This window comes from Lysinibacillus antri (genome assembly GCF_003977595.1).
Taxonomy (GTDB): domain Bacteria; phylum Bacillota; class Bacilli; order Bacillales_A; family Planococcaceae; genus Ureibacillus; species Ureibacillus antri.
In genome coordinates this window covers 99,661-124,515 of record NZ_RYYR01000008.1, presented here as the reverse complement: position 1 = coordinate 124,515, position 24,855 = coordinate 99,661, and the positions used below count along the sequence as shown (strand labels likewise).

The following is a 24,855-nucleotide window of genomic DNA, read 5'->3' as shown; positions in this document are numbered from 1 at the left end:
ATCGCTTCCTGTGCTAGTGAACAGATTGTACAAGAAGTTTGATGAGCACCATAGAAATCCATTTAATACGTTAATTTATAAGAGGTGAGATCATGGAAGATAAAAAGTTGGATAGTTTAATGTTACTTCAACTTATTTTTACAGTGCTTGCTATGGCGATTAGTAGCTACTGTTTAGTTACGGAGAACTTCAGTTTTCTTCCATTATCCTTCATATTTTTGAGTGGAATTTTTATTATTATCGGATTAAGAGAATATAAGAGAACGCAAAAACTATTATCGAGCATTTTCAATTTTGCTGTTGCATTATTCCTTCTGTATAGTGCTGTATTAAATATTTTGAGTAATTAATGAACTTCATACTTAGAAACGAGGGGAACTTGATTATGATTAAATTCAGATTTTTCGAACGTTCGGATTTTCAACAACTTATAAATTGGATTGAAACTCCAGAATTTTTACTTCAATGGGCAGGTCCTAAATTTAATTTCCCACTAACCGAACAACAGTTAGAGACTTACCTTAAAGATGCGAACAATGCTAGCTCTTCTGTTTTGGTTTACAGCGTTATAGAATTGGAAACTGGTAATGTAATAGGACATATATCATTGGGCAATATCGATCGAAATAATAAATCGGCAAGAGTAGGAAAAGTGTTAGTAGGAGATAAAAATGTTAGAGGAAAAGGTATAGGTTTAATGATGATGAAGGAAATTCTCAATATTGCATTTGAAGAGTTAAAATTACGAAGAGTTAGTCTCGGTGTATTTGATTTTAACGCTCCAGCAATTGCTTGTTATGAAAAAGTGGGATTCAAAAAAGAACGGTTACTAAGAGATTCAAGAAAAATTGGTGACGAATACTGGAGTTTATGGGAAATGAGTATTTTAGAGAATGAATGGAAGGCAATAAACTTTGGGTAGAAGATTAAGATAGGAATAGTAATGAGTCAATCCCTTTTAATCTAGGAATTGGCTTTTTTTGTTGTCAGACAGTCACGTATTATATTTTTAAAATTGAAAAAACGAAGCATTATTTGGATGAGAGATTTTATACTTATTTAAATGTATATGAGGTTGGTGCGGCAAAGGTATATGTATATCATTCTTAGGGGAAATCCAACATTACCCAAATTAGAAGGAGTTATGAAATTTGCTGTCGAAATTATTTAAATAAAATTAAGTGTGCTAGGGAGAAAAAATGATGACACGAAAAATAAAAGCGGTAATTTTTGATTGGGGAGACACTCTTATGCGTGATTTTCCTCAATATAAAGGGGCAATGGCTTATTGGGAAAAAGTTGAGGGAGTTCCGGGCATTGAAGAAGCATTAAAGAATTTAAGCGCGGATTATATTTGTTGTGTGGCTTCTAATGCGGGTGATTCAAATGCAGAACGAATGGGAGTAGCCTTAAACCGAATAAATATAAAAAATTATTTCCAACATTTGTTTACTTCTCGAGAACTCGGTGTTTCAAAACCAGACCTTGAGTTTTTCAATCAAATTATCAAAAAGTTAAATCTTACACCAGCAGAATGTATAATGGTTGGCAATGATTATGAAAAGGATATTGTACCGGCAAAAAGGATTGGATTACATACGATACTATTTATAGAAGATGGTCATCATGCAATTTTTGATGATGCAGATTATGCAATAACATCAATGAATCAATTATATGAGGTGATCTTGCAGTTAGAGGGGTCAATGAATGAATACGCTTAAAAAAGTTCGAATTTCAAAGTTTAAGATGCTTCTATTACTTTTTCCACCTTTATATTCACTTCATGATATTGAAGAAATCCTAACAGTGGAGCAATTTCTAGAGGAACATTCTAGTATTATACCCTTTAGCATCACAACTTTAGAGTTTTCATTTGCTTTTATACTATTATGGATCGTTGCTTCAATTGGTTGTTATCAAGCGTATGTGGGTAAAAAATTTATTGGCATGGCCCCTGCTACTTACCTTGCATTTTTAGTACCTGGAATTCTTTTGGCAAATGGGATCGGTCACTTATTACAGCTCATTTTTTTCAAAGAGTATGTTCCAGGTGTCATTACATCCATCATTATTTTGTATCCTTATTCTTTTATTACAGCGAAGCACCTTATTGCAGAGGGAGTAGTTACATATAAAAGGCTTTTTGTCTATTTCATATTAGGATTTATCATTCAAGCGCCCCTTGCATTCATTGCGCTTTATATTGCACAACTTGTTTTATAGGGTTCCGTGAACTACATAAAATAGCCAAACTACATCAAAAACCCACTTCCTCAGTATTTGAGAAAATGGGTTTTTTCGTACTACAGATCCATTTACGATTTTAAATTTTCCTGTTTGATCCAAGAAACTAATTCTTCTGCTACTAATGGCTTAGAAAAATAATAGCCTTGTATTTGGGGTGTTTCCGTTAATTCAGTAATGATATTTACTTGTTCTTCCGTTTCTACGCCCTCTATAACGATTTTTAAATTTAATGAGTTACATAAAGTAATGATGGCCTTTAGTATTTCAGAATCCTTTGAGGAATGTGTTATATCTTTTACGAAAGATTTATCAATTTTTATCGTTGAAATGGGGATCCTTCTTAAATAGGACAACGAAGATAATCCTGTACCGAAATCATCTAATGCTACTGTAAAACCAAGATTTCTAAATTCATTAACTGACGCGATTGCATTTTCCATATTATGAATCACACTTGTTTCCGTAATTTCCAATTCAATAGAGCTACTATTAATTTTATGGGTTAAAAGATTTTGCTTAAGTACATTTAATAATCTCGTTGAAGTGACATAAGTTCCGGGTATGTTGATGGATACATGGGAAAAGGGAACATTGTCTTTTACCCAAATAGATATTTGACGACTTACTTCTTCAATCACCCAGTCGGTTACATCAAATATTTTGTCACTTTTTTCTAATATCGGAATGAAGAGACCTGGAGAAACAAAACCGTAAATTGGATGTTGCCAACGTAATAGTGCCTCTACCCCCGTAACGTTTAACGCTTTTGAGCAAACTTTAGGTTGGTATACGAGAAATAGTTCGTTCTTTTTAATCGCCTGATCGATATCGTCTATAATTTTTCTTTCAAAACCGTAAGTATGGATGGACGGGTCGAATTCGATTACTTCATGTGTATACTGGATTAATGGATGATGAAGGACTGCCAAATTATTAAAAAATAATTCGCTCAGTTCTTTTTTATCACTTGTATGTGAAATGGTACAAACCATCTCAACCAAGATACTATGATCATCTATTAGAAAAGGATTTTGTAAATCAGCTAAAATCTGTTTTATAGATAGTTTCATGTTTTCGTATTCATTTTTCTCACTATTTAAGATGGCAAAACGATTTCTTTCAATGTGGGACACCTTTGAAGATATAGGCTTTATTGTACTCAAACTAGTTCCTACAGTCTTTATGATTTTATCTCCAAAAGCGTATCCATGCACGTTCGTCCATTTTTCTAAGTCATGGATGTGGATAATAGCTAAACTACCGCTTGTTTTCACATTGTATAAGTCTTTTTCAAATAATCTTTGGTTAGGATATAACGTTAATGCATCAAAGAAATTTAGTCGGTAATTTACATAACGATCGAGTAAACTCGTTAAACCTGTAATCGTTAATAAGAAGAAGATTCCTACTGTTATGACGATAATAAGAAATGTCATATCCATATGATGCAACTGGTTTGGTAGTGGTTCATTTACATAAAAAACGACTGCTGCCATGCCGGTATAGTGCATACTCGTGATGGCCAGTCCCATTATGATGGAGGTGATCATTTTAATTAATTGGTTGTCCATATGTTTTTGTAGTGTAGTAAAGATATACAAGGCAGTATAGGAGACAGTGATGGCAATTAGAATGGATAGCACAAACATCCATGTCTTATACGTATACGCTGCTTCCATCTCCATCGCAGCCATCCCGACATAATGCATGGCTGATATCCCAATTCCCATAATAATCCCAGACAGAATATTAAGCTTATGTGTTGGTTTAGCTTGATTGGAAAAATAAAAGGCCGTATAAGAAGCTAATATAGCTGGAAGTGCAGACACAATCGTTAAACCGACATCGTAACTCATTGGAATGGGCAACATAAAAGCACTCATTCCAATAAAATGCATAGACCAGATACCAAGCCCCATCGCTATAGAGGATAGAAAGAGCCAAAAATTTTTATGGAAAAATGTATGATCCTTCATCCGTCTATTCATGGACAACGCTATATAAGAAGCATAGCAAGAAATAATGATAGAAAGGATTACTAAAAATGCAGAATAGTGTCCTTCTAATAGAAAGATGTTATTTAAGTCTGGTAAAGTGAACATAGGAAATGCTACCTCTTTGATATACATAGAATGATAAATATCGAATAAGTTATAGTTTTAAATTGAAATTTTACCATAAAACAAGTGATATATAATAATTAAATGCTCAATAAGAAGGGGGAAGAAACGATGCAACCAAGAACAATCATTACTAATGATGTCGTTTACACAATTATTAGCGATGCAAATGTAGTTTAACTTTTCCGCAGTCATGCCTGTGATTGTAAAACAATGGGACTGAGTGCTAAGGAGATAGGAACAATCGTGGTCTCTTTATCCATGTCCTACTTATGGAAAATTCAGTCTCAATTAACCTAGAAGGGATAATGAAAATTATTATCATAACCCATTAACTAAACTTAAGGGATGTCCGTGTAGTTCATCGAGCGAAAAAAAGAGGTGAATACTGTTGAAATTTTCGAATGAACAACTTCAAACAATGATAGCAGAACAGCCTATTGGTGAGACGTATCCCTATAACACAAACGATAAAGAGCAAATTGAAAACTATATTCAAAATTTGTTTTATATAATCAGTCGTTCTAAATCCATTAAATGTGAAGCCATCTTTGACCATTATGGAAGTGGTTATGCTTCTTATGTTGACTTTTTTTGTTATAAAAAAGACGGAAGTAGTAAGATAAATGAAAAGTATATTGAAAAAGATTCGCTAACGTCTATTCAATTAGAAGGCCTTGTGATTTATATAAGTAGATTAGCTCCGGTAGCGATTATTGGGAAAGATATCCGACATAAAGCTATAATTAATACGGAAGAGATTCAAGATGAATTTTTTAGCGGAATGAGCATGATTAGTAGACCGCAAGAAGTGATAAATGAACCACCACCATTTATGGTAGAAGAGTTTCGAGAAATCAAACAGAAACTAGCGGATGCAGGTTATAGTATTTTAGAAAAGGAATATTTGTCTCAACCACTTCCATTTAAAACAAAAATTCAAACCTTCACTGATCCGAGACATTATACAGTATTTGATGCGTTCTTTTATTGGATGGACTGAGCAAGTAGGTGAGGAGGGAACGACATAGATAAATTCACAAAATGGTTTATAACTTCATTCCTACTGGGAGTTGTAGGGCTAATTGCAGTGTTTTTCGTACAAAATATTTCTAGAATAACTGATGCATCAATATCATTCCGTTCCCCACCAAGCCAACCACTTGCTAAGCCACCCATTGAGTAAACAAACACACCCATTTTCTCAGTATCGATAAGTTGGTAAATGGCGCCTTTGTTCCTTTTCGTTTCTTGAATAATTGTATCAATGACAAAATTCATAGTATCTGTTCGTATCTTCATCCATTGTTGAATGAGCTTATTAAATAAGGCGCATTTACTAATTATAGTTAGGGGACAGTTCATGTACAGCATAATCACGGAGGGAAGGGTAGAAATAAAAAAATTTTTAACCGAGGAAGAGATACAGGCTTTATTAAATTATAAAGAACTTGAAGTGATACAATTTCAAAGTGTAATCGAACATGAAACATTTCAAATGTTAAATGATATTTTATTCTCTGTTCGTGAGGATGTTGTACTTCGTGTGTATGGTTTCTACAATTCTACATGTGATTTTCGTTTTCTTGAAAAGTTGCCAAATTTAGCACGCTTTTATGCAGAGTGTCATCAGATGGTAGAAAATTTAGAAGCGATCACCAATTTAAAGAAATTGAAAAAATTAATGTTGAGCATTTATGGTCTTGAAAGCTTTGATATTTTATCTAAAATACCTGATACGTTAGAAGAATTAGTTTTAGGACAAACAAAATCAAAAAAACCTAATTTATCGATTTTAGAAAGATTTAGGAACCTTCGAAAGCTTCTTATAGTAGGGCACAAAAAGAATATTGAAGTGATTAGTGATTTGACGAGTATTGAGCAATTAACACTCACCTCCATTACAACAAAGAATCTGGAATTTTTAATATCTTTAAAAAATATGTGGTATCTCAATATCAATTTTGGAGGTATAAGTAATTTTTCGGCTATTGAAGGATTGGATAATATTAAATATTTGGAGTTACTTCAAATAAGGGGGTTAAGTGATCTTTCGTTTATATCTAAATTAACGGGACTTCAATATTTAGTTCTTCAAAATCTACCAAACGTAAATGTAATGCCATCTTTAAGTAACCTAACACAATTAAAGAAAGTGGCATTTGAAAATATGAAAGGGTTAAAAGACATAAGTAGTTTAGAACATGCTCCTACCTTAGTTGAATTTACACACTGGTCAGCAATGAATATGAATGTAGACGATTATGTTCCACTTTTAAGAAATCCTTCTGTAGAACGGGTTTCTGTTGGATTTGGAAGCATTAAAAAGAATACGCAGTTTGAAAAATTAGCAGAGGAATATGGGAAAACTGAACATATATTGTGGCATAATCTTACTTTTTTTATGAAAGCAAATACTTCAGCTAATGAGATTTGACCAGAAAGAACTAAGATGAGAATGTACTTTCCTAAGAAAGGAACAACTCCTAAATGACTGTTCAAAATTTATTGAAAGAAATTGTGAAAGATACAATTACACCTATTCTCAAATCAGAATGCTTTAAAAAATCGGGTAATAAATTTTATAAAGAGGTGAATGATGATTTAGGTTGGTGTATCGAACTTCAAACAGATCGTCGGATAAATTCAAAAAAAGAGTTGGTTTTCACATTTAATTTCGGTGTATTTGTACCAACAGTCTATAAGGTTTTCTACGCACTAGATCTTCCCATAATACCCACTACCTCAGATTGTGTCGAAAGTTCCAGAATTTTTACTTTGCGTGGACATAGAGATGTCTGGTACCGACTGAATTTAGATTATATCGACCTTCAACGCTTTCGTGACACATTGAAGAACCATATTACCCAATTTGGTCTACATAACATTCAGAAACCACCTATCCCCCTTAACATTAGTACAGTGCTACATAAGGATATTGGTGATTTGAAGGGCGAAAAACGGCAGATGAATTATCGATTTAATATGATGTATGTAGATATCCCCCGATTAATTGAAGTGATGAAGAATGATATTTCACAATATGTTATTCCTCATTTTCTAGAATTAACAAGCCTTGAATCAGTTATAGCCGCTTTACAATCCAAAGATCGGTATATTAACAAGCTTCATCGTGTGGTTTTGCTTGTTCAAACAGGGGATCAACAAAGGGGAGTAGAGTTATTGAAGCAGTATGATAGAAGGAAAGAAGATCCACCGGTAGTTGAGGTGTGTAAGAAGCTCGGGGTTAATTTCTAGTCCTTTTTCTGGCTGCTTATTTGTTATCTATATTTTGTAAATCATAATAAACGAAAAACTAATTTTATTATGTTAGAATTAATTGGTTATTCCAAAACAATTGCAGGAATGGTTTACTTTATGAAAATTCTATTTAAACGAAAATTTAAACTTACAACGTTATTAATTAGCCTGATATGTACTTCTGTTGTATTAATCACGGTTTTTTTATTGTTTGCATCCTATCAGTTTGAGAAAAAATCATTGACGGATACTTATTTATCCTTGAACTCCTCAAAGTCTGAAAAAATTAGCAGTTCCGTAAATTTTTTGTCTAAATCTATGAGAATTAGCTTGCAAGAAACGACGAAGTATTTAAGAGATCACCCTGAGATGACGGATAAAGAAATCCAACAGTATCTTGAGCTCTTAAGGAGTAATAGTCGCTATTTTAATTCGTTATCCTGGACAGATGAAACCGGATTAGTGCGAAATGTAGCACCTATTACGGTTGGGTTAAAGGGAAATTATGTATCAGGTGTGCTAAAAGATTCGGTCAATGCAAAAGTTCCCATGCTAGCGCCCCCATTTACCGGACTAACTGGGCGTATGATGGTATTTATGAGCGAACCTTACTTTGATCACAACGGTAATTATAGAGGGATTATTGGTGGAGCGATCTTTTTACAGGAACAAAACGTCCTTAGCGAAATTCTAGGTAATGACATCATTGATGAAACAGGTTCTTATTATTTTGTTGTGGGTCCAAATGGCAAGCTATTATTTCATCCAGATTCAAAACGTATTGGGGAGTTTGTCGAAGGAAATCCGATGATACCGAAGCTGTTAAATGGTCAAAGTGGAATGGAACGTATCGTTAATAGTAAAGGTGTACCAATGTTAGCAGCGTATAACTTTATTCCTGAGATCGGGTGGGGAGTTGTACAACAGACCCCAGTTTCCTATATTGATGGACTTTTAAAAAAGCACATTCAAAATTTACTATTGACCATATTGTTTCCTTTTTTCATCATACTCGTGGTCTCTATAAGCTTTGCTAAAAAGCTTGCGAAACCGTTTATCGATTTAGCGGATGTTGTAAATCAGTTTGGTTCAGATACAAAAATTCAGCCGCCTGTTCATCAATCTCATTGGAATCGAGAAGCCGATCTTTTAACAAAGAGTTTAATTATTGCTGTGGAAGCAGTTGAAAAAAATAAGAATAAACTCGTCGAAGAAGCCATGACGGATTCTCTAACAGGCTTACCAAATAGAAGGAAATTGAATGAAATGATGGTTTCCTTAGCAAATCAGAAACAATTATTTTCCTTAGTCGCCATGGATATTGACCATTTTAAATCAATTAACGATACCTATGGACATCAAGGTGGGGATGAGGTGTTAAAATATTTGGCTAAAACAGTTCGATCTTTAATTAGAGAGAAGGATATGTTTTTCCGGTATGGAGGAGAGGAATTTGTTTTATTAATGTCAGATACGAATACTTCAGAAGCTTATATGATGGCAGAGAGGATTCGAACGACAATAGCGGATACCATTAGTCCTATAGGAAAGTCGATTACGGTATCCTTGGGAATATCTGAATTTCCTATCCATACCCAATCATTAGGAGATTTATTTATATTTGCAGATAAAGCGTTATATCAATCAAAAACAAACGGACGAAACCAAGTAACGATTTGGCAGGGTCCTTATAATTCGTTTTAGTTGAAGATGAATAAGTGCAAAAAGGAGCCGTCCCGAAAGTTATTTCGGGACGGCTCCTTTGCGACGAGGATCGTGACAATTTATTGTTACTACCGCAGGAGCAAAGCTTTTTAGCGATAGTTTATCATTAGAAGCATAGATATCCAGAAAGTGTAGGCTGGACATCCCATTTAATTGTAGTTGCCTAGCTTTATACTGCTTTCATATCAATCACCATGCGCCCTTGGATTTTGCCCTCTTCCATCTCTTTGAAGATTTCTGCCACTTCATCTAGTTTTCTTGTTTGTACAACTGGGTCTACCTTTTTTTCTGCGCCAAACATTAAGGCTTCTTCTAAATCTTTTCTTGTCCCAACGAGCGATCCCACAACCTCGATCCCATCCAATACGGTTTTAATAATATCTAAATCCATCGTTTCTGGAGGTAGACCTACAGCGACAATTTTAGAAGCAGGGCGCACACAATTGACTGCCTGATTGAATGCCACTTTAGATACGGCTGTTACCACGGCTGCATGTGCTCCGCCTGTTTGCTGTTGAATCCATTCACCAGAATCTACATCTTTGGAGTTAAGGGTTAAATCAGCTCCAACTTCCTTTGCAAGTGCTAACTTATCATCATTAATATCAACTGCAATTACTTTTGCATTAAATACATGCTTAGCATATTGGATGGCTAAATTACCTAGACCACCAACTCCATAAATGGCGATCCATTCTCCAGGCTCAATATTAGCGATTTTAATAGCTTTGTATGTCGTTACACCCGCGCATGTAATACTCGTCGCTTTTTGAGGATCTAACGCTTCAGGAACTTTGACTGCATATTTCGCATTCACAATACATTGCTCTGCCATTGCGCCATCTACACTATAACCTGCATTTTTGACATCTCGGCAATACGTTTCGTTGCCAGTGATACAATATTCGCAGGCACCACAACCTTTATAAAACCATGCAATACTTACCCGATCTCCAACTTTTACATTTGTTACATCCGACGCGATTTCTTTCACGATTCCAACACCTTCATGACCAAGCACACGTCCAGTTACATCACCGAAATCACCTTTTGCAACATGTAAATCTGTATGGCAAACACCGCAGTACTCGACGTCAACTAATGCCTCGCCACTTTCTAATGGGCGTAATGTTATGTCTTTTACTTCTACTAATTTTTGTTTATCTTCACTTACAACAGCTGCTCTCATCATTTGACCTCCTCGTTTGTCATTCTTTCTTTAAGTCTTATAGACAAAATCAGTGTGACCAAACCTACAAGAAAATATAATGAAATGTGAAGCGTAAGTTTTGCAAATTAGTTGTTACTAGAGAAATAAGAAAATTTTAATGAAATTGCCGTAGAGATGCAAAGAGACGACTGCAAATTACGCAGTCGTCTCTTTTTATGTTTATACATCTTGTGAAGCTGTTATTGCTGAAGGAAACAGATCATGAATATCAGCAATGATGCTTTTATAGGCATCAAGTTTCGCATCACAATACTGGCTTAGCTCTTTATAACTTGAGAATACTTCCGCTCGCTCAATACATTTCTTTTGATATTCTTCCACGAATTGTTTTTTGAACTCGATTCGTTTTAATAGTTCTTCAATATTTGTATTCATATATATCACTCCTTAATGGAATTATAGGTAATATAAGTAAAATTTATACATTTGATAAATAGAATTTTATCTATTAAATAGCGTAGGAGAGATAGTGTATTTTTTAGTTGGCGGATAAATTAATAATTTTGGCGGATATTTTGAAAAAGTTGGCGGATAAATAGAAGTTTTTGGCGGATATTTACTATAATTTGGCGGATAAATCCTACTTCAGGAAAAATTGGAACTTAATTGGCTTTCAATCGTATAAAAGGAAACAGACATGGGGGGAGATCGGTGTTCATCAATTTTAATGTTATTGAAACGTTAACGGGATTATTCTCATGGGGGATAATCGTTTATTTAGCTTATCGTATTTATAAAAAACAAACTACAAAGCCTAAATTATGGAAGGTTCTAATTGTCCTAATTGTTGGCCTTTTCTCCTTTTCAATTAAAATGTAGAAAGCGATGTGTACATAATGGAGATTATCAATTTATTACTGAGTGCCGTTGTTCAAGTAATTTTATTTTCCATCATTCCGTTTGTTTGGTGGTGGTTTTCTGGTAAAAAGGAAAAACGTTTTTTTACATGGCTTGGCCTAACACCGATTAACATTTTGAATAAAAAGAAATATGCGATCACTTTTGCATTGATCATTATAATTTTGCTGATTCCTTCATTGATTATTATTCCATTATTTATTGAAACTTCATCGTTAGCAACATCTCAATTTACGAACAAAGGAATAGGAGCTTTGATACCTGCCTTAATATACGCTTTTCTCCAAACAGGTTTTTCAGAAGAATTGTTTTTTAGAGGATTTTTAACAAAAAGGCTCATACATAAGTTTGGTTTTCAAATTGGAAATATACTACAAGGCTTATTTTTTGGCGTTTTACATGGAATGATGATCGTACCGATAGCAGGTGTAGTTGGAGCAATCATTGTCATTTTCATAACATCTATAGCAGGTTATTTAATGGGGTGGATTAATGAAAAACAATCAGGTGGGTCAATCATCACTAGTTGGTTGGTTCATGGCACGGTCAATACGATTGCTTCATTTTTAGCAATGTTTAATATGATTCTTTAAAAAGCAACTTTGATATACGACTTATTTTTAGTTAAGTCACATCTCAATTCCCGCAATTTTAAATTTTTCTTCTAAAATCGCATTGCTATAAATTACCACGTTTAATAATGTAGCCTTTAAATATACTATAAACACTGATAAAAACAATCATTTATCAGTAAAAAAATTACTCTCAAGAGGAGGCAATCAATATGTCAAACAACAATAGCGGTAATCGTAACAAACTTGCTGTACCTGGTGCTGAACAAGCATTAGATCAAATGAAGTATGAAATTGCATCTGAATTTGGAGTACAACTTGGGGGAGAAACTTCTTCTCGCGCAAATGGTTCAGTAGGTGGCGAAATTACAAAACGCCTTGTACAAATGGCGGAAAGTCAATTACGCGGCCGCAATTCGTAAGCTAAGCTTTCGGTAAGAAAAAGTAAGATCATCTTCACATATGAAAATAAAGACTCTCTTTCGATAAGAAAGGGAGTTTTTACATGCAATTAATCTAAAATCAATACATAGTATGCAATCTACTTAAAAAATCTAAACATGCATCCCTAAAATATTTACACAAGTAATAATTTAAAGACAATCAGAATAATAAACTTATCTTTAAGAAGTGTAAAATAATCTGTTCCAATTAAGATTATGTATTACCTTCAATATGAATGAAGGGATCGATCTAATGGGAAACGACTGGGCTATCGCGAGGGATTCATTATCAAAAATTACCGTTGTTTCAAACCCAAATAATGAACTTGTTACGATACATGGTATAGCAAATGATTTGAAATGTATTGGTATAGGCACTGATGCAGCAGTTTTTCAATCGGTACATGTCCCCCAATATGCATTTAAAGTGTACGCAAAAGACAAAAAATCAAAAGTAAAAATTGAACAAAATGTTTATTATATATTAGGAGGTTCTCCATATTTTTCAACGTGTTATGCAGCCGATGAGGAATATCTCGTTTTAAGTTACGAGGCGGGAACTTCACTTTTTGATTGCATTTTACAAGGCATTCATATTCCGAAACAGATCATACAGGATGTGGATGATGCTAGGGAGTATGTGCGTAAGCGAGGGTTAAATCCACGTGATATTCATTTAAAAAATATTTTATTACAAAATGGAAGAGCGAAAGTACTGGATGTATCGGAATATACAGTGCCAGGAAATGATTTTAGGTGGGAGCATTTAAAGAAGGGGTATGAACAATATTATCATTTAATTGATGGGCGTCCTGTCCCATTTTGGTTAGCCGAAGCGATACGAAAATGGTATAATCAACGTAAGGAGCACTTTTCCTTTGAGGAGCTCTCAAAAACAATGTTCCATCTACTGTATAAAAAGTAAGAAAAGTGTCAAAATCATTATTGTGATTCTTTCAAAAATAGAGCTTAAAGTTACCTTGAAATAAATAAGAGAAAGTGCCGTGTTCCTTCTGTGACAAGGGATTGGCACTTTTTTAACTTTGAGAAATAGGGAAGAACTTAGTTATAGATAGGTTGCATATAATAGGAATAAAAAGGGTATATAAAAATGGGAATAGTTTAGCGTTACGTATGAACGAAAATGAAACTTAAAATTCATGATAAATCATCAAAATCATAATCGTAGAAAGGGGGAACCTACGTGAAATATTTTATTACCCTTATCATGAGTTGTTTAATTTTATCTGGCTGTGTCGAAGTGGTAAACGAGAATGATATAAACGAATTGAAATCGTTAGCTGGAGAAACTGATCAATCAGCCACAAGTAATCAAAACGAACAATCAAAGGAAAAAGTGAATCTATCTCAACCAAACGACGCGGTTACAAATGAAGAAACAAAATTTGAAACATTTCAAGAAATTATAGAAGACTACATTTTAAATGAGTTTCCGGAACCAGAAGAAATAAACCAGGAAGAATCAAAAATTTATTATTTAGCATTAGGCGACTCATTAACTCGAGGTGTTGGGGATGAAGAGCAAAAAAATGGGTATACTGAACGATTAGCGGAGAAAATTGAGCAGTGGACAGAAATCTCAGACGTTGTATTAGACAATAGAGGCAAAAGAGGGCGAAGAAGTGACCAACTACTGGCTCTTCTTGAAAAAGGTCATTACGATAAAGAGCTTGAAAACTCCGAATTAATTACAATTACAATCGGTGGCAATGATATTATGAAAATAGTGAAAAAGGATATTCTCAATTTGAAAAGAGAGCCTTTTGATGAAGAGTTAATTGAATTTGAACAGCGATACGATAAAATTATTCAAAAAATACGCGTTGAAAATCCGGATGTTCCAATTATTTTGATTGGTTTATACAACCCGTTCTCGGTAGTGACAGATGAAGTTTCAGAATTTGAAGCCATTATATCCGAATGGAACAACACCATTAAGACCATTTCAGAACGTCACCAAAATGCATGTTTTGTAGATGTAGAGGATTTGTTTGATCAAAACGCTAATATGGTTTATCATACAGATTTCTTCCATCCAAATGGTAATGGTTATACAATGATGACAGAACGAATTATTTCGATTATGAAAGCATGTAACATAGAAGAGGATTCAAAAGGATTATTTCTCTTTAATGAAGAACCTCAACTTACAGTAAATCAAGAGAGCATATCGTAACTTAGTTAATCGATCTTGTTGCCATAATCGTAGAACTTTTTGTTAGGAGTGAAGTGGAATGAATAAATGGAAAGTCGCCTTTTTTGTCTTTGCAGCGCTAATCATTGTATCATTAACAATAGTAATTATTTGGGCGACTTCACCAACTGATGATGTACCAATCCCTTCTGAAAGGGCTACGATTGATGCAACGGACAGTGTACTACTCGTGGAGACCACAGCAGATGATTTTGAAAAGATCGCCATGAATTATTTAGCAGATGCTTTAAATAATTCGGCATTACCTGTGGAATTTACCGTAAATGAAACCATTGAATTGCATAGTGAATTAACGGTTTTTGGGGTGACGGTTCCGTTTTCGATGGAGTTTGAACCGAATGTCAACGCGGAAGGCAACATTCATTTAAAACAAACAACAATGAATGTCGGTAAACTGAACATACCACCTATAACGGTATTAAAATTATTAAGTGATTCCGTACAATTTCCATCATACATAATAGTTAGTCCAAATGAGGAAGAAATATTTGTAGATTTATCAAGACTCCGCTTTTATAAAGGGTCCCAAGTAAAAGTAAAGGAAATTGATTTAGAGCATAATCGTATCCTTTTAGAAGTGATTGTACCGAACGAGTAGGAGGGCAAAAAATGAATTATGAGATTGCAACATTTGCAGGTGGTTGTTTTTGGTGTATGGTAAAACCGTTTGACGAACAAGCGGGCATTGAACGTGTAGTTTCAGGATATACAGGTGGCCATGTAGAGAACCCAACGTATGAACAAGTATGTAGTGAAACGACAGGGCATTTAGAAGCGGTTCAAATCACATTTAACCCTGAAGTGTATCCGTATGAGAAGCTAGTAGAAACCTATTGGACGTTAATTGACCCAACTGATCCAGGTGGCCAATTTTACGATCGGGGAGAATCCTATACAACAGCTATTTTCTACCACAATGTCGAACAAAAAACAATCGCCGAACAATCAAAGGCGCGTTTAGAGCAATCAGGGAAGTTTCGAAAACCAATTGCAGTGAAAATTTTACCTGCGAGTACCTTTTATCCTGCTGAAGAATATCATCAACAGTACTATAAGAAAAATCCGATGCATTATGAACGGTACCATATTGGTTCGGGTAGAGCCGCATTTATTCAACAACATTGGGGGAATAAAAATGAATAAAGAAGAACGATTAAAACAGTTAACAGATATGCAATATTATGTAACGCAACAACAAGGCACAGAACCACCTTATCAAAATGAATATGATCAACATTTTGAAGAAGGGATTTACGTTGATATCGTATCAGGTAAACCTTTATTTAGCTCAAAAGATAAGTTCGATGCAGGCTGCGGGTGGCCAAGCTTTGCACAACCGATTGAAAAAGAAGAAGTGACAGAGCATTTTGATACATCTCACGGAATGCGTCGTGTAGAAGTGAGAAGTAAAACAGCTGATTCTCATTTAGGACATGTATTTCCAGACGGTCCTCGCGAATTAGGGGGATTACGATACTGCATTAATTCCGCTGCATTACGCTTTATCCCAAAAGATAAGCTAGAAGAAGAAGGCTATGGGGAATATTTAGATTTATTTAAATAAATCTAAATAAAGGGACGTTCATTATCTGAGCGTCCCTTTTTCATAGAGAAATTACTCCACCACTGGTTCAAATGATTTTCTTCCTGTAGCTACTTTTTCAACAGCTACATTAATGTTGCGAATGGAATTTTCTGTAAGTTCAATTTTCCCATCTTTTTGTAGTTTCTTCCAAACCTTCACATTGTCTCTATATAGCACTTCTGAAAGTCGATAAATATCTACATTTAGCTTCAAACCTTTCTTAAAAGTATCCTTTATTTCTTTTTGTACTTCCTTAGTTATAGCTTTTTTTATTTCAGTAACAGTTAATTTACTTGAAAAGCTATTTAGTCCAACTGTTAATGTTAGATTAATGTCAAATCTTACATTATTACCCTCAACAATTGGTTTGACCTTCACTTTTAAATCTTCGACTGCAGCGGTTATATATTGACTATCATCAAGTCTAGATGTAATTGGACCTCTCGCAGTTTTATTAGTTAACCATTTAATCCCATGTGCGCTATCCTCTAGAATAGATCCTTTATAATTTTCCCGAGAAATAATGCCAACACCAGCAACTTTTACAGATTTGTTGGATCCTTTTTGAGTCTCCCAATCATCCTTTAATTTCACATATGGGATTTTCGCCTCATAACTAGGTTCGTTTATTTGGATCAATAATTGCCTAAGATTCATCGGTTCTATAAATGATTCCTGTTCATAAGAATTTAATGGGTCTGCCAATTTAGATAATGTGATAGAACGTTTTAAAAGCGGAACAATCTTTAAAAATTCATTCAATGGTTCATCTGTACAATAAACCCAAGTTTGGTACCGTGTCTCACGATAACGAGTGAGCAAATTTAACAAAGAATTAATGCGATTATTTTTCAAGGCTTCCTCACTCAAAACAATAAAACTTAGATGTCCCCAAAAAATCCTCTCATCAATTGCATGGTAAAGTTTAAAAAAAGCTTCATCTACAGTTTTTCCTTTTTCAGATGAGACCTCTGATTGAATGATGTCTTGGTTTAGTTGCTCTGATTTAGCCACGTTTCCAAAGCTAATTAGTTGCATATAAACCTCATATTCTCCATCTATGTAGTCAATCGCAAGACTGTGGATATAATACATTCTTTCGCTCTCATTGAGATCCCAACAACCTGATAAAAAGATTATTGAACAAACTATGGGCAATAAAAACAAATTTTTATTCATTCGTTTTCCCCCCGCTACTAATCCGTTGTTGATCTTGAGGATCTAACATATTTGGTCTTTGGTTGTATTTATCTTTTCTGGATCTAAATAATGTCTTTTTGACTGTTGACCAACTTAAATCAGCTGTTAAATTTAAATAAGGAGTACCAAAAATACGCATATTTGCGATATATAAAACGGTTAAATAAAGGCATATAAAAAAACCAAATAGCCCAAAAATAGATGTTAGTAAAATGAAAAAAATCCGTACAAGACTTACCATCGTTACAAGAGATTGGTTAGCAATTGTAAAGGAAGCAATAGTTGATATAGCAATAATGACAACCATAGCTGGACTAGTAATACCTGACCGAATAGCAGCATCCCCAATAATAATGCCCCCAACTACACTAATTGTACCTCCAAGTTTAGTAGGTAGTCGCATCCCGGCTTCTCTAAACATTTCAAACATGATAAGTAACACAAGCATTTCTAATACAGCGGGGAAAGGTAACCCTCTATTAGCAACAACGACTGTTGCTAATAATTGGAAGGGTAGCTGATCTTGGTGAAAAAGAGTAAGTGCAAGCCAAAATGCCGGAAGTGTAACGCCAATAAAGATTCCTATTAAACGCAATAATCTTTCAAAAGTACTAAAAGCAACAGGGTTTTCATAATCCTCAGCAGTCTTTAATAACAAAAAGAAATTAGAGGGGGTAATAATTGCATAGGATGCGCCATCAACCATGAGCATATATCGCCCCCTAACTAATGACTGTATAGCAAAATCTGCTCGAGCTGTCGCATGTGTTGTTGGTAATAACCAGTTTTTTTTATTGACGTGTTCCATTAAAGAATCTGGGCTAAGAACAATATCTGTATCGATTTTTTGTAGTTGTTTTTTTAGTTCAGTCAAAATATCTTTATTCGCAATATCGTCAAAGTAGAGAATGGCAATTTGGGTTTTAGAACGTTTCCCAATCTCCATCTTCTCGACGCATAACGAATTAGTTGGAACTCGTTTTCGAATAAGTGCTATATTTGTTGAAAGATCTTCAATAAAATTATCTCGTGTTCCTTTAACAATTGCTTCCATACTCGTGTCTTCTGGAGAACGATTCGGTTTACGCGAAATATTACTTGTATAGAGTAATTGACAATCTTCAAAATACATTAGGAGGTTGCCGCTATAAACAAGAGAGATAATTTCGTCCGTACTTTTAACTTTTTTTAGTTCAGGAATGGGTAAGCCTTCTATTTTCGCTTGCATATTGATGTCATCATCATTTTCATATAGTTTTTCAATAGTTGGTAGAACGACTGTATAGAGCATCGTTTGATCTACCATAGCATCGCATTTTATAAAAAAAACATTGGATTGATGAAACGTGAATTCATTAAAAAGTACATCTGCGGAATTTTTAAAAAGCTGTTTTAAAGTCGTTATATTGTGTATTAATGGTTCCTCTTGATCCATACTTAAGTATCACTACCTTCTGATGTCTGATTTTTCTGTGTGGACGTTTTCGGAATTTGATTTTTTGGATCTTTCTTTTTTAAAGTCGCAATACAACCAAATAGAACAGATAAAATGAAGAAGAAAGCAAATGTAAGAATCAACATTGCATTACCATTTAGTTGTAAAAATAAACTATCATCGATTAAAAATAGACCTAAGCTAGTGAAGAAAAAGGGTGGGAGCATATATTTCCAAATCTTCTTTACATCACCCGTAAAGTTTAATATGTCCGTAGCGATAAATAATAATAACCCAACACGCACAAACGTGCCTGTAAGCCACTGATAAATAGATAAGAAATCCATATGTTCAATAAAACGACCAATTGAAACTAATCCCCATTCTTCATAGGCAGGATATCTTTGTTTCGCTGCTTCTTCTGGACCAAACTCAACAATTGCCCCCATTAAAGGTCCTAAAGTTAAGCCAACTAAAATGAAAAGCATAATTGCTAGATGATACCATTTCATCCTACTTTTAAAATGATGTTGTAAAAATAATAATAAAAATATTTCAATAAACCCGGAGGCGGGATAAACAAATCCTTTGGCAATAGGCTCAAATCCATGTTCAAAAAATGGACGTAATAAATTGTAATCCTTCACTTGAATATTTACGAATGCTACATAAAATCCAAATACCACTACAAAAAATAAGACAAAGGTGTTGACGATAACGATTGTTTGAATATTAGTAGAAACTAATAAAAAACAAAGGATAATATATAAAGCAATCAATATTAATTTAGGTGTCTGATTTAAAAATGTACTTGAAATCCAAAGCACGGTTTCTCTTAACGTAAATGCTGCCATTAAATAAATAAAAGCTACCGTAGAATATAAAATAATTGCTGATCCAATTTTCCCTACTTTCTCCTTTAACCAAATTTTAATCGGTCGTTGTTTTGATTTTTTATGAATATAAAGAAGTAGAAATAGCCAAGGGAATAGGAGGATAGCAGCAAAGATAACAGATGCCCAGCCATCTCGTTTTACATGTTCTAATAAAGGTGGAAGAATCGTGACATGATTTTTTAAACCGATAAAAGTCATTACTAAAAAAATGACATGTAATAAGCCAATTTGCCCGATTTTAACCATTCGATATACCTCTAACATTATTTGTTAAAATTTAGTGTAGACATTAAAGTTTAAAAATATAACGATAGTAGTTTTTGGGGGAAAATAAAAATACGAGAAGAAAGCAAAATTGCCTTTCTTCTCGCATTTTGAAGTTAAATCTTAAACTCACTTACTACGTTTCGTAAATCATCTGCTTGTTTGGCAAGTTCTGTTGCGGATGCGTTAATTTCTTGCATGGATGCAGAGCCTTGTAACGCGGCTGATGCGGAGCGTTCTGTATGCAATGCTGTGTTTTCGGCAATTGTATTTACCTCAACGAAAGAAGCGGCCACCTCATGACTTGTATTTAATGTCATAGAGATTTTTTCGACCATTGACGCAATGACACTTGTCGTTTTGTTCGTTTGTTCTAGAATGTTTTCAAGCACACCATTCGTTTCATTCGTTACTTCGACACCACGAATAACCGATTGAACACCTTCGTGATTTTGTTCAATGATGGATTTTACCTCGTGTTGAATGGATGTCACGATCCCAGTTACTTCTTTTGCGGCATTTTCAGATTGTTCCGCTAGTTTTCGGACTTCATCTGCTACTACTGCAAAACCTTTCCCGTGTTCACCTGCACGCGCGGCTTCAATCGCTGCATTTAGTGCTAATAAATTGGTTTGACCTGCAATTGACGTAATCGTCTCAATAATAGACGTAATTTCCGTCGATTTTTTTCCTAATGTTTCTACTGTTGTTGATGTATTGGACATCGTTTCTTCTATTGATTGCATCACGATTGAGGATTGCTCAACGGACTTTCCACCATTGAAAGCAGCTTTTTTCATTTCCTCTGCTGTACGTTGAACTTCATTTGCTTCTATTGTCAGCTCGTTCATCGCTTGTTCTAATTGTTGCATTTTATGGATGGCAGTTCTTGTACGCGATTGTGTTAGGTCACTATCACTGGCGATATCTTGTGTATTATTAGCAATTTCATCGATTGTTCTAGCGTTCTCCTCTGCCAATGCCATCAACTCTTGGGAACTGCCAGAAACATTTTCTGCTAAGTTTGACACCCTTTTGACTAAATTTGCAATGGAATCTATTAATAGGTTAGTAGAATTGGCAATTTGAGAAAATTCATCTTTCGTTTTCACCTCGACACGACGAGTTAAATCTCCACCGGCTTGGGCAATATCTAAAATCGAATGATTGATTTTAAATGTGTTCCGACGAATGGATTTAAAGAGGATAACACCAAATGTAATGGTTAACACACAGGCAATAAGCGATAAAATGATCGACCCAATACGGGAATAATTCGCTAAACTTTCAAGTTCTTTTATAGTTTCTGCATTTTTTGATTCTAATAATGTAATTAAATTTTGCGATGCGTTATTAATGTATGATTTTACGTTTTCCGCATCGTTTAAATCCATTAAACGTTGTGCACCTTCAAAGCCGAATTGCGTTCTTGTTTCTAGCACTCTATTTGAATAATTTATATAGATGGTATAGTACTGATTAATTAAAGCAAGTACTTCATTTTCCTCTGCACGATTTTCAAAAGTCGTTTCGAGTTCTTTTAACTTTAAAGTAATTGTTTTTTTCATATCATTATAATTGTTTAAAGCATCTTCTCCACCATGAATAATATAAGCTTGTTCATAGTTTGATAGATTTAAAATGTTGTTACCTAAATTATTAATTTGAGCTTGTTCTTGCATGTTTTGTTCTGCAAAGTCTTTTAGGTTTTGTTGCAGTTTTGAAATACTAATGTACGATAGCGCTTGCATCCCAATGATTATTACAAGTAAAATGCTGAATATAAGTACAACTCGTCCACGAATTAAATGAAAAAAACTAGCATTCGTATGATTCTTTTTACTTTTTTTATCTTTAGATAATTTTTTATGGTTAGAAGAAACATTAATGTTTTGCTCACGAGACGTCTTATTAATTTTGCTCAATAATGTCACCATCCTTCTTAAACTTTCGTTACTTTAAAAGTTTACATTATATTCGAAATATTTTCCAACATTTTTATAGTAAAAAGTCCTATTTACTGGAATTATTATAGTAGTAAGGAGTAACCATTATGAAAACTAGCTTTTATTTATTTGTCCTCACTTTTCGAGGAGGGGATTGGGAAGATCGTAAAACACGTTTTGCAGAAGGAGCGTTTTTAGATCATAGTTTTCCAAAAACAAGTACTTCCTTTGATGAATTATCAAGTTATATCGAGACGCTTGTCCATGAGCACATGACGACACAAGCTTTTGATGAATTGTGGTCATTGTATGAGATGAAAAATGAGTAAAGTGAACGAGAATGAAAAATCGAAAATCTAGTACAATACATGTATAAGATGGCAAATCATTGCACAAAGCTTTAAAAGAAAGTATATTTTATTTTGGAATACAAGTGTTTTTAGTAAATTTAGAAAGAGGGATTGCAAATGAGTATTCACATTAACGCAAAACAGGGAGACATCGCAGAAATTATTTTGTTACCTGGAGATCCTTTACGTGCGAAGTATATTGCAGAAAACTTTTTAGAAGATGTAACATGCTATAATGAAGTGCGAAATATGTTTGGCTATACAGGTACATACAAAGGTAAGCGCGTTTCTGTACAAGGAACTGGTATGGGTGTGCCATCGATTTCAATTTATACGACGGAGTTAATGCAAGAATATAATGTACAAAAACTAATTCGTGTAGGTACTTGTGGCGCAATCCAAAAAGATGTAAAAGTACGTGACGTTATTTTAGCTCAATCCGCATCGACTGACTCTAAAATGAATGAAATTATTTTCAACGGAATTGATTTTGCTCCAACTGCAGACTTTGATTTGCTATTAAAAGCATATAATGCAGGTGTAGCAGCTGGATTAAATTTAAAAGTCGGCAATATTTTCACTGCTGACATGTTTTATTCGGAAGAAAACCAAAACGAAAAACTAGCTCGTTATGGGGTTTTAGCTATTGAAATGGAATCGGCTGCCCTTTATACGCTTGCAGCTAAATTTGGAAGACAGGCTCTTTCTGTATTAACTGTTTCAGATCACATTATTACAGGTGAAGTGACAACATCTGAAGAACGACAAACTACTTTCAATGATATGATTGTTGTTGCATTAGAGGCTGCAATTCAAGAGTAATGTGAGCACAAATGCATAGTTATTTTAAGACTGTCTATTTATTGACAGTCTTTTCTTTTCGTAATCTCGAGAAACTGTTAATATGGTAATAACGTCTAAATATTTTAGTAAGTGTAAATGAGAGTGGTGAACAATATGGATAATCAAAACCAACAAGGTAACGAACAATCTGAGCAAAAAGAACATGAAGAACAACAGGAGCAACAAGAACAAATAAAACCTGCCAAAAAGTATTTGCGCATTAAGCCTTTTGCGTTCATCATGTTAATGTTTTTAACAATTTTATTAACTTCAGGTGTAACGATCTTTGCTTTAACTTTTGGCGATCAAAAAGTTGTCGAAGTAGCGGCACCTGTTGAAAGAGATGAATTTTCGAAGCTGTATGATGCCTATGATGAATTAAAAGAAAAATATTATATCGAAATAGATGATAGCGAAGTCATTACAGGTGCCATTAATGGAATGTTTGATGCATTGGAAGATCCATATTCAGATTATATGGATGAAGTAGAGGCTGAACAATTCAATACAGACCTTTCTTCTAGCTTCCAAGGAATCGGAGCAGAAATTCAAGAACGAAACGGAAATATTGTTGTTGTTTCGCCTATAAGAAATTCTCCTGCAGAAAAAGCAGGTTTATTGCCTGAAGACGTTATACTCACTGTTGATGGAAAAAGTATTCAAGGAATGAGTGCTTCTGAAGCAGTTTTATTAATTCGCGGGGAAAAAGGTACACCCGTTGCGCTTACAATTCAACGTGGTGCGAATGATGATATTATTGAAGTAACAATTATACGTGATGATATTCCGATTGAAACGGTATATGGTGAAATGGGTGAGGATAAAATTGCTCATATTCAAATTACTTCTTTTAGTGAAAAAACCTACGATGAATTATTAACAATTTTAAATCAATACGAAAAAGACGGCATGAAGAGTATCGTTTTAGATGTTCGTCAAAATCCTGGAGGCTTCTTAACGTCAGCGATTGATATTGCCAACTTATTTATTGATGAAGGAAAACCGATTGTACAAGTACAAGAACGTAATGGACCACCACAGGCCATGTTAGCTGAAGGCGGGAAAAAATTTAATTTACCTGTTGTTGTATTAATCGACAACGGAAGTGCCTCTGCCTCTGAAATTTTAGCGGGTGCTTTAAGTGAATCGGCTGGTGCGAAAATTGTAGGTTTAACTTCTTTCGGTAAAGGGACTGTTCAAACCGTGAGTTATTTACCAGATGGATCCAATTTAAAATATACGACGGGAAAATGGTTAACACCAAATGGCAACTGGATTAACGAAAAGGGAATCAAACCCGATGAAGAAGTACCATATCCGGAGTATGCCTCTTTAACATACATTGACCCAAAAACCGAAATAAAAGTGGGAAATGTATCATCAGCGGTTAACTCTGCTGAACAAATGTTAAATGTTTTAGGCTATGAAGTAGGAACTATTGACGATGCATTCGATCAACAGACAAAGGAAGCTGTTTTAGCATTCCAAAAAGAGCATAATTTAGAACAATCCGGTACAATTGTAGGGGAGACAACGTATGCATTAATGGATGCATTGCGCGAAAAAATGGAAAAAGACGATCCTCACTTACAAAAAGCAAAGCAATTATTGTCTGGAACAGCAAAAAAATAATGTATGGG

27 protein-coding genes are annotated in these 24,855 nt (G+C 34.4%); 19 read left to right on the top strand and 8 right to left on the bottom strand.

Annotation, left to right across the window (positions count from 1 at the left end; genetic code table 11):
• Positions 1–92 precede the first annotated feature (92 nt).
• The 4 genes from EK386_RS07835 to EK386_RS07820 all read left to right on the top strand — a co-directional run bounded on the left by EK386_RS07835 (position 93) and on the right by EK386_RS07820 (position 2,226).
• On the top strand, positions 93–350 hold the full coding sequence (locus tag EK386_RS07835) for a DUF3953 domain-containing protein (RefSeq protein WP_126658613.1): 258 nt from the start codon (positions 93–95) through the stop codon (positions 348–350).
• Between the two features lie 35 nt (positions 351–385).
• On the top strand, positions 386–922 hold the full coding sequence (locus EK386_RS07830; protein ID WP_126658612.1) for a GNAT family N-acetyltransferase: 537 nt from the start codon (positions 386–388) through the stop codon (positions 920–922).
• A gap of 280 nt (positions 923–1,202) precedes the next feature.
• On the top strand, positions 1,203–1,724 hold the full coding sequence (locus tag EK386_RS07825; protein WP_218939070.1) for an HAD family hydrolase: 522 nt from the start codon (positions 1,203–1,205) through the stop codon (positions 1,722–1,724).
• Positions 1,711–2,226, top strand: coding sequence for an HXXEE domain-containing protein (locus tag EK386_RS07820; protein ID WP_126658610.1), 516 nt, complete (start codon positions 1,711–1,713; stop codon positions 2,224–2,226). The genes EK386_RS07825 and EK386_RS07820 overlap by 14 nt, the downstream gene beginning before the upstream one ends.
• Before the next feature lie 92 nt (positions 2,227–2,318).
• On the opposite strand, the gene EK386_RS07815 is transcribed toward EK386_RS07820, so the two are convergent.
• Positions 2,319–4,352, bottom strand: coding sequence for a bifunctional diguanylate cyclase/phosphodiesterase (locus tag EK386_RS07815; RefSeq protein WP_158674393.1), 2,034 nt, complete (start codon positions 4,350–4,352; stop codon positions 2,319–2,321).
• Between the two features lie 409 nt (positions 4,353–4,761).
• Between EK386_RS07815 and EK386_RS07810 the strand changes: the two genes are divergently transcribed.
• Positions 4,762–5,373 carry a hypothetical protein gene (locus tag EK386_RS07810; RefSeq protein WP_126658608.1) on the top strand — a complete coding sequence of 204 codons (612 nt, stop codon included), beginning with the start codon at positions 4,762–4,764 and terminating at the stop codon, positions 5,371–5,373.
• Here the strand turns inward: EK386_RS07810 and EK386_RS07805 are convergent.
• Complete coding sequence (locus EK386_RS07805) at positions 5,358–5,651, bottom strand: hypothetical protein (RefSeq protein WP_126658607.1); 294 nt, start codon at positions 5,649–5,651, stop codon at positions 5,358–5,360. The genes EK386_RS07810 and EK386_RS07805 overlap by 16 nt on opposite strands.
• Positions 5,652–5,733: 82 nt before the next feature.
• On the opposite strand from EK386_RS07805, the gene EK386_RS07800 reads away from it, so the two are divergent.
• The 3 genes from EK386_RS07800 to EK386_RS07790 all read left to right on the top strand — a co-directional run bounded on the left by EK386_RS07800 (position 5,734) and on the right by EK386_RS07790 (position 9,335).
• Positions 5,734–6,807: a hypothetical protein gene (locus EK386_RS07800; protein WP_126658606.1), complete on the top strand. Its 1,074-nt coding sequence runs from the start codon at positions 5,734–5,736 to the stop codon at positions 6,805–6,807.
• Positions 6,808–6,860: 53 nt separating this feature from the next.
• Positions 6,861–7,628: a DUF4304 domain-containing protein gene (locus EK386_RS07795; RefSeq protein ID WP_126658605.1), complete on the top strand. Its 768-nt coding sequence runs from the start codon at positions 6,861–6,863 to the stop codon at positions 7,626–7,628.
• Between the two features lie 69 nt (positions 7,629–7,697).
• Positions 7,698–9,335 (top strand): sensor domain-containing diguanylate cyclase, encoded by a 1,638-nt coding sequence (locus EK386_RS07790; RefSeq protein ID WP_126658604.1) that lies wholly within the window; start codon positions 7,698–7,700, stop codon positions 9,333–9,335.
• A gap of 190 nt (positions 9,336–9,525) precedes the next feature.
• Here EK386_RS07790 and adhP read toward each other — a convergent pair whose 3' ends face one another.
• Both adhP and EK386_RS07780 read right to left on the bottom strand, forming a co-directional pair.
• Positions 9,526–10,545 carry an alcohol dehydrogenase AdhP gene (adhP, locus tag EK386_RS07785; protein ID WP_126658603.1) on the bottom strand — a complete coding sequence of 340 codons (1,020 nt, stop codon included), beginning with the start codon at positions 10,543–10,545 and terminating at the stop codon, positions 9,526–9,528.
• Positions 10,546–10,746: 201 nt separating this feature from the next.
• Positions 10,747–10,962, bottom strand: a complete 216-nt coding sequence (locus EK386_RS07780; protein ID WP_126658602.1) for a hypothetical protein — start codon at positions 10,960–10,962, stop codon at positions 10,747–10,749.
• Positions 10,963–11,238: 276 nt separating this feature from the next.
• On the opposite strand from EK386_RS07780, the gene EK386_RS20190 reads away from it, so the two are divergent.
• The 8 genes from EK386_RS20190 to msrB all read left to right on the top strand — a co-directional run bounded on the left by EK386_RS20190 (position 11,239) and on the right by msrB (position 16,260).
• Positions 11,239–11,406: a hypothetical protein gene (locus tag EK386_RS20190; RefSeq protein WP_158674391.1), complete on the top strand. Its 168-nt coding sequence runs from the start codon at positions 11,239–11,241 to the stop codon at positions 11,404–11,406.
• Positions 11,407–11,423: 17 nt separating this feature from the next.
• Positions 11,424–12,038, top strand: coding sequence for a CPBP family intramembrane glutamic endopeptidase (locus EK386_RS07775; protein ID WP_126658601.1), 615 nt, complete (start codon positions 11,424–11,426; stop codon positions 12,036–12,038).
• A 191-nt stretch (positions 12,039–12,229) separates the two neighbouring features.
• Positions 12,230–12,439 (top strand): alpha/beta-type small acid-soluble spore protein, encoded by a 210-nt coding sequence (locus EK386_RS07770; protein WP_126658600.1) that lies wholly within the window; start codon positions 12,230–12,232, stop codon positions 12,437–12,439.
• Between the two features lie 274 nt (positions 12,440–12,713).
• Positions 12,714–13,385: a protein kinase family protein gene (locus EK386_RS07765; protein WP_126658599.1), complete on the top strand. Its 672-nt coding sequence runs from the start codon at positions 12,714–12,716 to the stop codon at positions 13,383–13,385.
• Positions 13,386–13,664: 279 nt separating this feature from the next.
• Positions 13,665–14,657 carry a GDSL-type esterase/lipase family protein gene (locus EK386_RS07760; RefSeq protein WP_126658598.1) on the top strand — a complete coding sequence of 331 codons (993 nt, stop codon included), beginning with the start codon at positions 13,665–13,667 and terminating at the stop codon, positions 14,655–14,657.
• 58 nt (positions 14,658–14,715) lie between these two features.
• Complete coding sequence (locus tag EK386_RS07755; protein WP_126658597.1) at positions 14,716–15,294, top strand: YpmS family protein; 579 nt, start codon at positions 14,716–14,718, stop codon at positions 15,292–15,294.
• A gap of 11 nt (positions 15,295–15,305) precedes the next feature.
• Positions 15,306–15,839: a peptide-methionine (S)-S-oxide reductase MsrA gene (msrA, locus tag EK386_RS07750; RefSeq protein ID WP_126658596.1), complete on the top strand. Its 534-nt coding sequence runs from the start codon at positions 15,306–15,308 to the stop codon at positions 15,837–15,839.
• A complete protein-coding gene (msrB, locus tag EK386_RS07745) occupies positions 15,832–16,260 on the top strand; it encodes a peptide-methionine (R)-S-oxide reductase MsrB (RefSeq protein ID WP_126658595.1) in 429 nt (142 codons plus the stop codon). Before msrA ends, msrB begins: the two co-directional genes overlap by 8 nt.
• A 51-nt stretch (positions 16,261–16,311) precedes the next feature.
• Here msrB and EK386_RS07740 read toward each other — a convergent pair whose 3' ends face one another.
• From EK386_RS07740 to EK386_RS07725, 4 genes are all read right to left on the bottom strand, one after another.
• Positions 16,312–17,460 carry a Ger(x)C family spore germination protein gene (locus EK386_RS07740; RefSeq protein WP_126658594.1) on the bottom strand — a complete coding sequence of 383 codons (1,149 nt, stop codon included), beginning with the start codon at positions 17,458–17,460 and terminating at the stop codon, positions 16,312–16,314.
• Complete coding sequence (locus tag EK386_RS07735; protein ID WP_126658593.1) at positions 17,453–18,916, bottom strand: spore germination protein; 1,464 nt, start codon at positions 18,914–18,916, stop codon at positions 17,453–17,455. The genes EK386_RS07740 and EK386_RS07735 overlap by 8 nt, the downstream gene beginning before the upstream one ends.
• A 2-nt stretch (positions 18,917–18,918) precedes the next feature.
• Positions 18,919–20,058 carry an endospore germination permease gene (locus tag EK386_RS07730; protein WP_126658592.1) on the bottom strand — a complete coding sequence of 380 codons (1,140 nt, stop codon included), beginning with the start codon at positions 20,056–20,058 and terminating at the stop codon, positions 18,919–18,921.
• 134 nt (positions 20,059–20,192) lie between these two features.
• On the bottom strand, positions 20,193–22,001 hold the full coding sequence (locus tag EK386_RS07725; RefSeq protein ID WP_246027614.1) for a methyl-accepting chemotaxis protein: 1,809 nt from the start codon (positions 21,999–22,001) through the stop codon (positions 20,193–20,195).
• Between the two features lie 128 nt (positions 22,002–22,129).
• Between EK386_RS07725 and EK386_RS07720 the strand changes: the two genes are divergently transcribed.
• The 3 genes from EK386_RS07720 (at position 22,130) to EK386_RS07710 (ending at position 24,847) form a co-directional block, all read left to right on the top strand.
• Complete coding sequence (locus tag EK386_RS07720; protein WP_126658590.1) at positions 22,130–22,351, top strand: YozE family protein; 222 nt, start codon at positions 22,130–22,132, stop codon at positions 22,349–22,351.
• A gap of 138 nt (positions 22,352–22,489) precedes the next feature.
• Complete coding sequence (gene deoD, locus EK386_RS07715; protein ID WP_126658589.1) at positions 22,490–23,194, top strand: purine-nucleoside phosphorylase; 705 nt, start codon at positions 22,490–22,492, stop codon at positions 23,192–23,194.
• Positions 23,195–23,329: 135 nt separating this feature from the next.
• Positions 23,330–24,847, top strand: coding sequence for a lmo1851 family serine protease (locus tag EK386_RS07710; RefSeq protein ID WP_126658588.1), 1,518 nt, complete (start codon positions 23,330–23,332; stop codon positions 24,845–24,847).
• Positions 24,848–24,855 lie beyond the last annotated feature (8 nt).

Coding starts and splice junctions, on each gene's coding strand:
- EK386_RS07755 (WP_126658597.1), top strand. CDS start 14,716: ATGAATAAATGGAAAGTCGCCTTTTTTGTCTTTGCAGCGCTAATCATT.
- deoD (WP_126658589.1), top strand. CDS start 22,490: ATGAGTATTCACATTAACGCAAAACAGGGAGACATCGCAGAAATTATT.
- EK386_RS07780 (WP_126658602.1), bottom strand. CDS start 10,962: ATGAATACAAATATTGAAGAACTATTAAAACGAATCGAGTTCAAAAAA.
- EK386_RS07795 (WP_126658605.1), top strand. CDS start 6,861: ATGACTGTTCAAAATTTATTGAAAGAAATTGTGAAAGATACAATTACA.
- EK386_RS07770 (WP_126658600.1), top strand. CDS start 12,230: ATGTCAAACAACAATAGCGGTAATCGTAACAAACTTGCTGTACCTGGT.
- EK386_RS07735 (WP_126658593.1), bottom strand. CDS start 18,916: ATGGATCAAGAGGAACCATTAATACACAATATAACGACTTTAAAACAG.
- EK386_RS07765 (WP_126658599.1), top strand. CDS start 12,714: ATGGGAAACGACTGGGCTATCGCGAGGGATTCATTATCAAAAATTACC.
- msrB (WP_126658595.1), top strand. CDS start 15,832: ATGAATAAAGAAGAACGATTAAAACAGTTAACAGATATGCAATATTAT.
- adhP (WP_126658603.1), bottom strand. CDS start 10,545: ATGAGAGCAGCTGTTGTAAGTGAAGATAAACAAAAATTAGTAGAAGTA.
- EK386_RS07820 (WP_126658610.1), top strand. CDS start 1,711: ATGAATACGCTTAAAAAAGTTCGAATTTCAAAGTTTAAGATGCTTCTA.
- EK386_RS07815 (WP_158674393.1), bottom strand. CDS start 4,352: ATGTTCACTTTACCAGACTTAAATAACATCTTTCTATTAGAAGGACAC.
- EK386_RS07730 (WP_126658592.1), bottom strand. CDS start 20,058: ATGGTTAAAATCGGGCAAATTGGCTTATTACATGTCATTTTTTTAGTA.
- msrA (WP_126658596.1), top strand. CDS start 15,306: ATGAATTATGAGATTGCAACATTTGCAGGTGGTTGTTTTTGGTGTATG.
- EK386_RS07830 (WP_126658612.1), top strand. CDS start 386: ATGATTAAATTCAGATTTTTCGAACGTTCGGATTTTCAACAACTTATA.
- EK386_RS07710 (WP_126658588.1), top strand. CDS start 23,330: ATGGATAATCAAAACCAACAAGGTAACGAACAATCTGAGCAAAAAGAA.
- EK386_RS07775 (WP_126658601.1), top strand. CDS start 11,424: ATGGAGATTATCAATTTATTACTGAGTGCCGTTGTTCAAGTAATTTTA.
- EK386_RS07835 (WP_126658613.1), top strand. CDS start 93: ATGGAAGATAAAAAGTTGGATAGTTTAATGTTACTTCAACTTATTTTT.
- EK386_RS07720 (WP_126658590.1), top strand. CDS start 22,130: ATGAAAACTAGCTTTTATTTATTTGTCCTCACTTTTCGAGGAGGGGAT.
- EK386_RS07800 (WP_126658606.1), top strand. CDS start 5,734: ATGTACAGCATAATCACGGAGGGAAGGGTAGAAATAAAAAAATTTTTA.
- EK386_RS07825 (WP_218939070.1), top strand. CDS start 1,203: ATGACACGAAAAATAAAAGCGGTAATTTTTGATTGGGGAGACACTCTT.
- EK386_RS07805 (WP_126658607.1), bottom strand. CDS start 5,651: ATGAATTTTGTCATTGATACAATTATTCAAGAAACGAAAAGGAACAAA.
- EK386_RS07790 (WP_126658604.1), top strand. CDS start 7,698: ATGTTAGAATTAATTGGTTATTCCAAAACAATTGCAGGAATGGTTTAC.
- EK386_RS07740 (WP_126658594.1), bottom strand. CDS start 17,460: ATGAATAAAAATTTGTTTTTATTGCCCATAGTTTGTTCAATAATCTTT.